The organism is Mucilaginibacter jinjuensis, from assembly GCF_028596025.1.
Lineage (GTDB): Bacteria > Bacteroidota > Bacteroidia > Sphingobacteriales > Sphingobacteriaceae > Mucilaginibacter > Mucilaginibacter jinjuensis.
Genome location: NZ_CP117167.1, coordinates 4,712,206 through 4,724,696, shown reverse-complemented (window position 1 = coordinate 4,724,696; position 12,491 = coordinate 4,712,206). Strand labels below are relative to the sequence as shown.

The window sequence follows — 12,491 nt, the reverse complement described above, 5'->3', positions numbered from 1 at the left end:
ATTCGTTATTCAGAAAGTTGGCATCCGTATGCCGTTGTAGCTAAAAAATCTGTAATGCTGTTTGCACGTTTATTTAACAGGTCGTCAATGGCCTGGCGCGCATAAGCAGTTTGCGTATCTGTACAATATCTGCTGCGATTATAGTTACCCCTGTAAAATAGCCTTCCTTCACTATTTATAATCACAGCCTGTGGTGTTGAATATACCCCACATAAAACAGCTAACGCCGGATTATGTATAACAGGTATATTCAGCTCAAATTTACGTTGAATTGCTGTAGCATCAAACGGTTGATGCGATATTACGATAATTGCAAAATTGGCCCTGTTACCATATTGCTCAACAATTTCTTTAAAATGCCTGATATTAAACCGCGAGCATGGGCAATCGGGATTAAAGAAATGCAGGAAGGTGGGTTTGTTATTATTAAATTGTAAACCTTTATCTAATTTAATGTAACGGCCGTTGGCAATTCTTTTATAATGGATAGGTATAGGAGTGGGCAGATTATACCGATATTCATTATACCAAAATAAGCCACACAACATCACACACAATGCTATCAACCAGGTGGCAACAAAAACTTTTCTCATTTATTTCTTCGCAGGAAAATTTTATTCACAGAAATAAACCCTTAATGCCTGATTAAGAGTACTCTGTATTATATTAATAGTTAAAATTTGCTTTTTATTTTTTTGTAAAAAGCTGGTAATCAATCGCAAGTCTTAAAATTATTAAAAACAATGCTCTTAATAAATGTTGGAGTGACGATTAAACACATGGGTTGTGAAGTAATTTATTAGCAGGATGTTTACGATGGTTTGCTTTGCTAAATGGTGTTAGCTTGCCTAAAATTTGCTATTATGGATACTATATGCAATTTGCTTTGGGAAAACAAGGTTGAATGCAAATTAAGTATTTAGTTAGGCGGGGATGAGGTATTTGATATTATTTTGATAAAAGTTGGGGGTACTTTATAAAATATTTAAAAAAGTTTTACAACTTAGTACTTTATATATACTAACCTATGTTAATTTTACATAAATTTAGCTTAAATTCTTAAACAGTGAACGCTATTCATTTATTTAATGATGATGAATTAACCTCTCTCTTACAAAGCGGTAATGAAGGGGCGTTTACGGAAATTTATAACCGTTACTGGGATAAACTATATTATATAGCTTATAAACTTTTAAAAGATACCAATGCGGCTGAGGAAATTGTGCAGGAGGTTTTCCTTACGTTATGGAAAAAAAGGACTACGCTAATTATCCAGTCCCTGCCGCAATACCTGGCTGCTATGGCACGCTATAGTGTGTATCATTATATAGCCAATGAAAAGAAATGTAAGGTGAAAGAAGATAATGCGGCACTAATTAATGTGGCAGGCATATCCGAAATTAATGTAGATCATAAAATACTGTTGCAAATTATTACCGAGCTCTCCAATAAACTTCCCGAAAAGTGCAGGCTCGTTTTTCAATACAATAAACTTCACGATCAATCTTTATCAGACGTTGCCCAGCGATTAAATATGTCGCAGAAAACTGCCGAAGGTCATTTAACCAAAGCTTTGCGAATTATTCGCACAAACCTGGGTGTAACGAGCGAGTTTTTAACTCTTTTTGTTTGTTTTCTTCTTTTTAAGCACTAATTCGACTTTAATTTTTTCTCTTTTTTAAGATTACTATTGTTTTCTTGAAATTTTTCTGTGTATTTCGTACACTAATTAAAAATAATTCAACTTTTTTATAAATAGGGCAAGGGTAAATGCCGGTAACAATACTCTTAATAAGTGTAATTAGGGGATAATAATTTCAATGGGAGTAAATGAACTAAAGCTACTGGCAAAAAGATACCTCAACGGTACGGCAACTACCGAAGAAAAGGAGCGACTTAACCGGTGGTACGAAGCAATACATACAGGCGGTATCGAAGAAATAGATTCGACAGGAGATGAAACCGAAGCGCAGGTAAAACAAAGGATATTTGAGAATATCCAGAAGAGAATGAATGCAGGCGAAGCAGATACAATGGTAGCAGCCCCAAAGCATAATGTAAAGCAACTGTGGCTGAAGGTAGCTTCGGTAGCGGCAGTTTTGGCCATTGTTTGTTATGCCGTATGGCCTGCTGTTAAAGTAACGGTAAGCGAGCGCGACAAAAAAGTGATAAATGTACCAACCAACAGGGTTTTACACATTATGTTGCCCGATAGTTCGAAGGTTTGGCTAAATGCTGGTGCCGAGTTTAAGTATCCAAAAAGCTTCAACGGTAAAACCCGTGTAGTTGAATTGGTAAAGGGGCGGGCGTTTTTTGATATTAAACATCAAAGCAAGCATCCGTTCATAGTTAAAACGCCTAATATGAATATCACTGTGCTGGGTACATCATTTGATGTTAATACTGATGAGAAGGCATGTATGACCAGTGTAAGTGTGGTTACCGGTAAGGTTGGCATCACCATGGCAAACAACAAAATTAAGCGTGCGCCAATAATGTTACTGCCACAGCAGCAAGCCGTATTGTGCTATGCGAGTAACCAGCTGGTAACGCAGCCTATACGCGAACCGTCTGTTAATGCCTGGTGCAAAAACAACTTTGTATTTGAGCAGGAAAAGCTGGATAACGTATTTAAGGCCCTTGAAAAAGAATACAATACCAAAATAACTGTAGAAAACAAAAAGCTACTTGATGAGCGCATTTCAATAAAGTTAGGCAATCAGCATTTAGATACGATAATGGAAATACTAAGCTTCACTAAACACTTTAAATATCAGATAGCGAATGATAGCACAGTAGTTGTAAAATAAATATTCTTTGGCTTAGCAGCTAAGCGGGAAAAAAAGCCGGAAACACTGCGAATGTTCCCGGCAATAAGATTAGCCACACTGTACACATGCTTGAGACCCATATACAGTTGGCTCAGTTTAACTATGACATTAAACCCATACAAATATGATAAATTTTTACGGCAAAGTATTGCCCATACTCCGAAAATGCATGCGCATTTCTACAATAATTATTGGCATACAAATATGTTGTACTTCGCTCTTAATGGCCACAGGCACAAGGGCTCAGGAAGTAAACTTGAACCTCACAAAGGCCAGTATCAAACAAGTTTTTAAAACCATAGAACAGCAGGCAAAAGTGACCTTTGTTTATGACGAACAAGTGATCAATGCATTGCCTTCTGTTACCCTTCACGTAAAAAACGAGCAGCTGCCCGTTGTGATAAACCAACTGCAAAACAAAACCCAGCTACAGTTTAAAGTAGTAGGTAATTATATAGGCGTGGCACAAAACGCTGCCGATATGCCCCAGATAGACCAGGCACAAACAAGCGATGTTAACGTTGCCAAAATTGGCGGTACAGTAAAAGATGCTGCCGGCCAGCCATTGGTTGGTGTTACGGTTACTGTTAAAGGTACTCAAAAAGGTGTTACTACCGATGCAAACGGTGGTTTTAGCATTGATGCCAATGTTGGCGATGTACTTGTTTTCAACTACATCGGCTACGCTAAAAAAGAATTGCCTGTAGCAGGTAATGCCATGAATGTAGTACTTGCTGAAGATTCTAAGCAACTGGGCGAGGTTGTTGTAACAGCGTTAGGTATTAAAAAATCAGAAAAATCATTAACCTACGCAACTCAGCAGGTTGCAGGCAGCGAGCTTACCCGTGTAAAAAGCGATAACTTAATGAACTCATTAAGCGGTAAAGTTGCCGGTGTAACTATCTCTCCAAGCGCATCGGGCGTAGGTGGATCTGCCAAAGTAATTTTACGCGGTAACAAATCTGCCGGTGGTAATAACCAGCCTTTATACGTTATTGATGGTATTCCAATCTCTAACGGATCAAACGCAAACGGCCAGCCAAACAGTACTTATGGTACAACAGTAGGCCAGGGTGGTAGCTCTATGGCGGCTAACACTAACCAGGATGGCGGCGATGGTATATCAAACCTTAACCCCGAGGATATCGAAAGCATCTCTGTGTTAAAAGGTGCGTCTGCATCTGCATTATATGGTAGCCAGGCACAAAATGGTGTAATCTTAATCACTACCAAAAAAGGTAAAGCAGGTAAAACACAGGTTAACTATAACTCATCATTCACAATTAACAAAATTGCTGATAAACCAGAGTTTCAAAATAGCTATGGGCAAACAGCTCCGGGTGCTACTTACAGCTGGGGTGCGCCAATAAGCGGTGCTCATGATAACCTGTCTGATTTTTATCAAACAGGCAGAAACTGGACTAATTCTGTAAACATGTCGGGTGGTAACGAAGTGGCGCAAACCTACTTCTCTTACGCAAATACCGATGCCCGCGGTATTGAGCCAACCAACAAATTAGTACGTAACAACTTTAACTTACGTGAAACGGCTAAGTTTTTCAACAACAAATTAACTGTTGACGGAAACGTTAACTACATTGATCAGAAGATTAATAACGCACCTGGCTTAGGTTTATACTTAAACCCATTAACAGGTTTGTATTTATTCCCTCGCGGTCTGGATATCCTTCCGTACAAAAACAACTTCGAAATACCGCCGGTAATGGGTGGCAATGGTGCACCAACTCAAAACTGGGCATTTAACGAAGACGTTCAGCAAAACCCTTGGTGGACAATTAACCGCGACCCTTCTGTTGCCCAGCGTAACCGCTTGTTAATTAACGGAAGCTTGAAATATGAGTTTACGAACTGGTTAAGCTTACAGGTTAGGGGTAATTTAGACCGCACAACTGATGTTTACGAACAAGACCTGTACGCCAGCACTAATCCGGTTTATGCAAGGGCAAACGGACAGTTCTTACTTTCTAACCAAACAACTGAGCAAAAATACGGCGATGCGTTATTAACCTTTAGCGTGCCAATGAAATCTGACTTTAAAGTTGACGGAGTATTGGGCGCGAGTGTAACAGACGCTATAACCAGCGGTACAAGCATTGGCCCCGATGTTAATAATAATTATGCCGGTACCGGTTTATTAGTACCAAACGTATTTATCCCAGAAAACCTTACATCGGCAGCTGGCGCTCCGCCGGTTACTACTTTACAGGCAAACCACAACCAAATACAATCATTATTTGGTAATGCCAACATCTCTTATAAAAACTGGGCTTATTTAACCTTAACCGCCAGAAACGACTGGTCGTCTAACTTAGCATTTACACCTAACGGATCATATTTCTATCCATCAGCAGGTTTATCTTTCATCCTGAACCAAATGTTCAGTTTACCGAAAGAGATTACTTACGCTAAGATCAGAGGTACTTATGCGCAGGTAGGTAACACCGTGCCAAACTATGTTACTGCACCATTAACTCACTTTGGTACAGGTGGTAGCGTTAACTTAAACTCTGTAGCTCCATTCCCTCAGTTAAAACCTGAAAGAACAAAATCATACGAGTTTGGTACCGATCTGCGTTTCTTCGACGACAGGTTAAGTGCAAGCTTCACTTATTACAAATCAAACACCAGGAACCAGTTCTTCAAAATCGCCCCATCTGTTGTAACTACTTATGGTGCAGGTTATGTAAATGCGGGTAATATCCAAAACTCGGGTATTGAGTTTGTAGTTGGATACGATGTATTAAGAGGCGATAAATTAAACTGGAATACTTCATTCAACGGTTCAACTTTCAACAACAAGGTAATTGATGTTGACTCTAAAGATGGTATCAGTCAATTTATCTTAACACCAAGCTTAAACAATAGCTACGAGTCTGTTTTAGCTACAGGTGGTTCATTTGGTGATATTTACGGTGTAACCTTACAGCACGATGCACAAGGCCGTGTTATAATCGGTGCCGATGGTACACCACAGGTAAACAGCGGCTTCACTAAAATTGGTAACCCTAACCCTAAATTCCAATTAGGCTGGAATAACAGTTTCACTTATCACAAAGTTACTTTCAGTTTCCTGGTTGATGGTAAATTTGGTGGCCAGGTGTTATCATTAACCCAAGCCATGATGGATAAATACGGTGTGTCAAAAGCAACCGGTGATGCACGTGCTGCGGGTGGTGTAGCGGTAAATGGCGTAAGCCCTACCGGCCAGCCTGTATCAACTGTTGATCCTCAGAAATGGTATAATACAATTGGTGGCCGTGATGGTGTGAGCGGCGAATATATGTACAGCGCAACCGTGGTAAGATTACGTGAGGCTGCCCTTGGTTATACATTCCCAATAAAAGACAGCTTTTTTAAGAGCCTGAGATTATCATTAACCGGAAGGAACCTGATCTATTTCTATAAGAAAGCTCCTTACGATCCTGAGGTTACCATGTCAACCGGAAACGGCCTTTCGGGTGTAGACGTATTTAACCAGCCGGCGACACGCAATTTTGGTTTAAACCTTAATGTTGCGCTATAATTATTCACTCTTTAAATTAAAAGCAATGAAAAAACATTATAAAACAATGGTAGATACCGGCTATAAATACGGTATTGTAATCCTCCTTGCATTTGGCATATTAGGGTTGAACAGTTGTAAAAAGAATTTCGAAAAATACGATACAGATAATACGGGTGTAAAAAGCTATGATCCGGGGCTGGTATTTCCAGGTATCCAAACTGCTTTATTTGGCGAAGAGGGTAACTACCAGTTAGATCAAAACTTAAATGCCGATTGCTATTCTGGCTATATGATGTCGCCCGATCCATTTCGTGGTAACGTTAGTAACTTAACCTACAGCTTGGTTGATGGCTGGAACCAGCAGATCTTTATTGATGGATACACCACATCATTATTCGCTATTAATGATATTGCCAAAAAAGGTACCAAAGCTTCTGCACCTGATAAATGGGCTATTGCCTTAATATTAAAGGTAGAAACCATGCACCGCATCACCGACAAATACGGCCCGATTGCTTATAGTGCAGCAGGTAAAACGCTTATAAACACGCCTTATGACGATCAGAAAAGTGTTTACAACCAGTTTTTCTTACAGTTAGATACAGCAGTTACTGCACTTAACACTTTCATTAAAGCAAACCCTGGTCAAAAGCCATTTACTGCTTATGATTTAGTTTACGGCGGCGATTACACTAAATGGCTTAAACTGGCAAACTCTTTAAGATTACGTTTAGCTATGCACATTGTAAAGGTTGATGCAGCTACAGCACAAACGCAGGCAGTTAAAGCGCTTGACCCAGCCAATGGTGGTGTATTAACCACTAATGATGATAACGCAGGTATTGCAGGAGGCAGCTACCATAACCCGCTTAACGTAATCAGCACCAGCTGGTCTGATATTTCATTGGGTGCACCAATGGAGTCTTACCTGGTGGGGTATAATGATCCGCGCCTGAAAACTATGGCTTCACCGGCTACAGATTCCCGTTTTGCAGGTACTTATAAAGGTATCCGCATTGGTTCTGCAATTACTTCTAAACCAGGGTATAGCGGTTATTCTATATTGAATATCAATACGGATATTACCAGCACAAGAACCGGTTTTGCGCCAGGTTCGCCAATGTTGTTTATGACTGCAGGCGAAGTTTGGTTCCTGAAAGCTGAAGCTGCTTTACGTGGCTGGGCTAATGCAGGTGATGTAGCTACAGACTATAATACAGGTATTGCAACATCAATGGCACAATGGGGTGTAAATGCCGGTAACTATGCCAGCGATGCTACCAGCAAACCAATAGCTTATGTTGATCCTACTAATGCAGCTAATAACTCTCCGGCGTTGTCAACAATTACAGTTGCATGGGATGCCGGTGCAACTAACGAGCAAAAATTAGAACGTATCATCACTCAAAAATGGATCGCCATGTTCCCGGAAGGCCAGGAAGCGTGGACTGAATATCGCCGCACTGGTTATCCAAAACTGTTCCCTGTTGTAATTAACAACAGCAACGGTACAATTGATACCCAAATCCAGATCCGCAGGTTAGCATACCCGGCCAGCGAGTATACCACCAACGGTGCCGAAGTACAAAAAGCAGTACAATTATTAGGCGGACCTGATAATGGCGGTACCCGTGTATGGTGGGATACAGGTAAAGCTAACTTTTAATGGTATATCCTAAATTATTTAACAACGCGCTCCGCCCACAATTGCTCATGTTTATACAAGGGAAATAGTTAGTAGTTAAATTGTTAGATTGTTTAGTTGAAATCCCCGCCCCGGCGGGGATTTTTTCGTTCATAAAAAAAGAGCACCCTAAATTGGATGCTCTTTTTTTATTATAGTAGTAAGATTATTAAGATTTATTGGCGGCTTTTTTCTTTGCCTTTTCTTCTTTTTTCTCAGCTTTCAAAGCTTCGTAAGTTTTTTTCTGGCTGGCGGTTAAAACAGCGCTTACCTTCTCGTCAGCTTGCTTTTTGATGGCATCTTTTTGTTGCTTATCAGCTTTGCCTTTTTTTAGTTTAGCTTCCTGAGTGTCTTTGTCCAGTAAAATCGCTTTTACTTTAGTGGTTTGGTCGGCAGTCAGGTTCAGTTTTTTCTTCAGCTTTTCTGTTTGTTCGGTAGCTTTTTGGGTAGGGGTTTTGTCGCCCTTGGCGTATGTTAAAGTACTTAGTCCGGTGGCAAGCAATGCTATTAAAATAAGTTTTTTCATGTTGTTTATTTTTATTATGAACATCAACTGCTCATTAAGGTTTAACAAACAAGCATTTATTTGTTACACCGCTGCCTGTACCGCTCTGGCAGGCCTGCTGTTTTTCTTACCCTTCTTCCGTTTACCCAACCATATTAAAAAGCCTGATATTGGTAAGCTGGCGGTAAATAGGGCTACCAATAAAGCCAGTACCTTGCCCGGCCAGCCCAGCAAACTACCTGTATGTGCAGGCGTTATCATCTTACGTAATTTAGCACCCAGCGTTAGTTTTTCAAAAGGAACCTTTTTAATAAGGCTGCCGTTTTTACCATCGAAATAGGCTATGTCTGATGATGCAACCATCGCGTTTGTATTTTCTTTGGTTACGGTTATAGCTTGCGATGGTTTAGCAGGCACAACAAAAGCAACAAAGCCATCACCACTGTAAATCTGGTTGGTTTGTTGTAAAACATCCTGGTAAATACCCGCTTTAATTTCTTTGCCCTTTGATGGGCTTTTTACTTTGGCTTCTTTTGCTTGTTTGCCATCAGCTATTTTAAGGAAGGTATCTTCCAGCCAATCGTAGCTCATCAATAAGCCCGTAAAAGTAACAACCAATAAGAATATCGACAGGTAAAAGCCTGTTACGGCATGCAGATCCCAGTTAAGGCGTTTGCCCGATGCGTTCCATTTAATTTTGAAACGCTGTTTCATGGCCGTCTTATTAGCAGGCCACCATAATACAAGCCCGCTAATTGTTAAAAAGAAACAGATTGAACATGAGATACCGGTGATTATTTTACCTGTATCGCCCAACAATAAAAACCTGTGCAGACTACGCACTTGCTGAAAAAACTTTTTAGTATAAACGCCCTTATAAAGTATCTGCCCATTATAGGGGTTAACATACACTAATTTAGCACCTTTATTATTTTCGCCTTTGGTACCTACCCGTACCTCAACACTACGGTTTGCTTCGGCATGTACAATAATGCGGCTTGCTTTTTGGCCCTCGTAAACATTCTGCGCGAGCGTTACTACACTATCCAGAGATAATCGCTGGCCAACCGGATCTACGATATGGTAATGTTTAAATAAAACAGGTTCCAGATCGGCTTCAAAAGCCAGCAAGCTGCCGGTTAGGGCAACTATGATAAGGACGGTACCCGATGCCAGTCCTAACCAAAGGTGCAACCAATTGGTGATGGATTTAAAGGTGTTTTTTTTAACGCTCATTTTGATAATCAGTGTGGGCTTGATTAATCTTGTTGACTATTTAATTTTAAAGTTCATGCTAATCGAAACGCGGGTTGGGTTTTGTGGCGCCAAACGGAACGACCAGTATTTTTGATTAGTAAGGTTATCAACCTTAACACCTATGCGATATTTTGGGCGATCGTAAAACGCGGTAGCATCAATAAGTGTATAGGCAGGTATTACAAATTTAAAGGTTTGCGTATTGGTTTGGTACGATTGGCTGCCGTGGTTAGCACCTGCGCCAAATCCTAAACCTTTAACCTGCCCGTCCATAAACTGGTAGCTCATCCATAAGTTAAGCATGCGGTCTGGGCCTGATGCGGCAGGGCGTAAGCCTAAAATACTGGCATCACCGGCGGTATACTTACTGTTATTATAAGCATAACCTGCTACGATATTAAGCCCGGTAAGCGGATTGGCCAACAATTCGGCCTCCACGCCCTTGCTTAGCTGGGTACCATCCTGGATGCTAAAAGCTGCATTATTCGGGTCTTGTCTTGTCGTGTTTGTTACTGAAATATCGTAATAGCTAATGGTTGAGCTAATACGGTGCTGCCATAAATCGAGTTTTACACCACCTTCCCATTGGTTGGCTTGCGAAGGTTTAAAAGTACCGCCATTAACATCGGTACCACCGTTATTGCTGAAACCGTTCATGTAGTTTCCAAATAACGATACTTTATCTTTTATTACCTGGTAAACGAGTCCGAATTTGGGGGCTAAAGCAGTTTGTCCGTATTTGCCTGCAGTCGAGTCATTGTAGGCATAGTAAGTACCTTTGTTTTCAAAACGGTCTACACGTAAACTTACCATCGCGCTTAATTGATCTGTAAAGTTAATCACGTCAGATGCATAGGCAGCATAAGTACTTTGATTAGTTTGGGTGTAATTTGTCGCCGTGAGCGGAGCAGCGGCCATCAATGCCGATACTTTATCCGGGTTAAAGTTATTGTAGGCAAGGCCTGGCTTTGTGAAATTGATGATTGGCATATTAACGCTAACCTGCGCCCAGTTACTTTTTTGGTTGTAATAATCGCCGCCAATAACCAATCTGTTACGTAATTTTCCGATCTTGAAATCGCCGATGAAATTTTGCTGAACATCAACGCCGTAATAAGGGAAATCTTCTTTAATAACATTGCGCCTAATTCCCGTATCGCTGGTTAATGCAAACTGGGTTACGTAACCATTGGTAGTTGAATAGGTTTTAACAAATGAAGTTTGTGATCTCCACTGGTCAGAAATTTTGTAATTAATGTTCCCAAATATGTCGTATTGCTTCGAGGTATAATTAAGGTTGTTATTAGCGAAAGAACGGTCGTAATCAATCGGCAGATCTTTGATGTTATGATATTTGCTCTTGGCATAAGGTGCCAGGCGGTAGGCTGATGTAGCGCCATAGTTGCTCAACTCGGCTTCCAGGGAAATATCAAGCCTGTCGTTTACTTTAAAAACAAAACTTGGTGCTAAAAAAACACTGCGTGTATAGCCTGCATCCTGGAAACTGTGTTCGCTGTGCAAAGCAGTATTAACACGAAGCAAAATAGATTTGTCGGCAGTTAGCGGCGTATTAATATCAGCAGTTAAGCGGCTTAAATCAAAACCACCGCCTGTGTAACCAATATTGCCCCCAAAGGTATCGTAAGGTTTTTTGGTGATACGATTAAACAAGCCGCCAAAAGAAGTAACAGTACTGTTGAATAATGTACCGGATGGCCCTTTAATGGCTTCAATTTTTTCGAGATTGGCAGGATCAACGGAGTTGTAATCGAAGCCCGAAATACTGTTGCGAACCAGGTTTGGTGTAGTAAAACCACGCGATAATTGTGAGCTACGGCCATTATTGTAAACCAACGGGATGCCGGCACCCGGGATGTTTTTGAAAGCGTCGTTATAGTTACTTACAATTTGTTCTTGCATTAGCTCATTGGTAACCACGGTGTAAACCTGTGGGTTTTCGAGGTTTTTTAACGGGAGCTTAGCAATGTCGTCTGTTTCTTTACGTAGAAATTTGTTGGCTTTATAGTCTTTAACATAAACTTCTTCCAATTGCTTTTTATCTTCAGTAAGGATAAAATCTAATATGGTTGTTTCGCCTGCGGTAACGTTAATCTGCTTGGTTTGGGTATTTAACCCTACAAAGCTTGCCGAAATGGTATAACTACCCGGCGCAATATTCTTTAAAGTATAATGACCTTCGCTGTTAACCGTTGTGCCATAAGAGGTGCCTTTTAGGGCGATGGTCACAAACTCGGCAGGTGTGCCGTCAGATGCTTTTACCGAACCTTTAATTATACCTGTTGCCATTTGTTGTGCCTGGGCAAAGTTTGCAGTTAAAATAAGCAATAGCATAACTATTACTGTAAAATAGGGGAGTTTAGTTATTACACGAGAAAGCGTAAATTTTCTTTCAAATTGCATAGTTTTGGTTAAATGATAGTTTGATGCAAAATCAATATTATTTGCCCGGTGTGAAGTTTGCCGACCGAATACCGGGTTTTTTGTGCAAAGTTATCTTTATTTAGAATAAGTCCAAATAAATGAAATATTATAATTAACTACATCGTTGTAGTTATTATGAATGATATGAGTAAAAGAGAGCAGTTTGGGACAGGAAATAATAGTTTATATATAAAACAAAATGGGTGAACAGTTTAATACTGTCCACCCATTTTTGTATAGATAGGT

The 12,491-nt window shown here is 40.3% G+C and carries 8 protein-coding genes; 4 read left to right on the top strand and 4 right to left on the bottom strand.

The window, feature by feature from the left end:
- Positions 1 to 5: 5 nt before the first annotated feature.
- Positions 6 to 593 (bottom strand): DUF6436 domain-containing protein, encoded by a 588-nt coding sequence (locus PQO05_RS20360; protein ID WP_273629286.1) that lies wholly within the window; start codon positions 591 to 593, stop codon positions 6 to 8.
- Positions 594 to 1,066: 473 nt separating this feature from the next.
- Here PQO05_RS20360 and PQO05_RS20355 point away from each other — a divergent pair, with 473 nt between their 5' ends.
- The 4 genes from PQO05_RS20355 (at position 1,067) to PQO05_RS20340 (ending at position 8,023) form a co-directional block, all read left to right on the top strand.
- A complete protein-coding gene (locus tag PQO05_RS20355) occupies positions 1,067 to 1,654 on the top strand; it encodes an RNA polymerase sigma factor (protein ID WP_273629285.1) in 588 nt (195 codons plus the stop codon).
- Between the two features lie 166 nt (positions 1,655 to 1,820).
- Complete coding sequence (locus tag PQO05_RS20350; protein ID WP_273629284.1) at positions 1,821 to 2,810, top strand: FecR family protein; 990 nt, start codon at positions 1,821 to 1,823, stop codon at positions 2,808 to 2,810.
- 145 nt (positions 2,811 to 2,955) lie between these two features.
- A complete protein-coding gene (locus PQO05_RS20345; RefSeq protein WP_273629283.1) occupies positions 2,956 to 6,375 on the top strand; it encodes a SusC/RagA family TonB-linked outer membrane protein in 3,420 nt (1,139 codons plus the stop codon).
- 25 nt (positions 6,376 to 6,400) lie between these two features.
- Positions 6,401 to 8,023 (top strand): SusD/RagB family nutrient-binding outer membrane lipoprotein, encoded by a 1,623-nt coding sequence (locus PQO05_RS20340; RefSeq protein ID WP_273629282.1) that lies wholly within the window; start codon positions 6,401 to 6,403, stop codon positions 8,021 to 8,023.
- Positions 8,024 to 8,210: 187 nt separating this feature from the next.
- Here the strand turns inward: PQO05_RS20340 and PQO05_RS20335 are convergent, their stop codons facing one another.
- The 3 genes from PQO05_RS20335 to PQO05_RS20325 all read right to left on the bottom strand — a co-directional run bounded on the left by PQO05_RS20335 (position 8,211) and on the right by PQO05_RS20325 (position 12,224).
- The gene (locus PQO05_RS20335) at positions 8,211 to 8,567 is read right to left on the bottom strand and encodes a hypothetical protein (protein WP_273629281.1); all 357 of its coding nucleotides are present in this window, start codon (positions 8,565 to 8,567) and stop codon (positions 8,211 to 8,213) included.
- Positions 8,568 to 8,630: 63 nt separating this feature from the next.
- A complete protein-coding gene (locus PQO05_RS20330; RefSeq protein ID WP_273629280.1) occupies positions 8,631 to 9,782 on the bottom strand; it encodes a PepSY-associated TM helix domain-containing protein in 1,152 nt (383 codons plus the stop codon).
- A 36-nt stretch (positions 9,783 to 9,818) separates the two neighbouring features.
- Entirely contained in the window at positions 9,819 to 12,224 is a 2,406-nt protein-coding gene (locus PQO05_RS20325) for a TonB-dependent receptor (RefSeq protein ID WP_273629279.1), read from the bottom strand.
- Between the last annotated feature and the right edge of the window lie 267 nt (positions 12,225 to 12,491).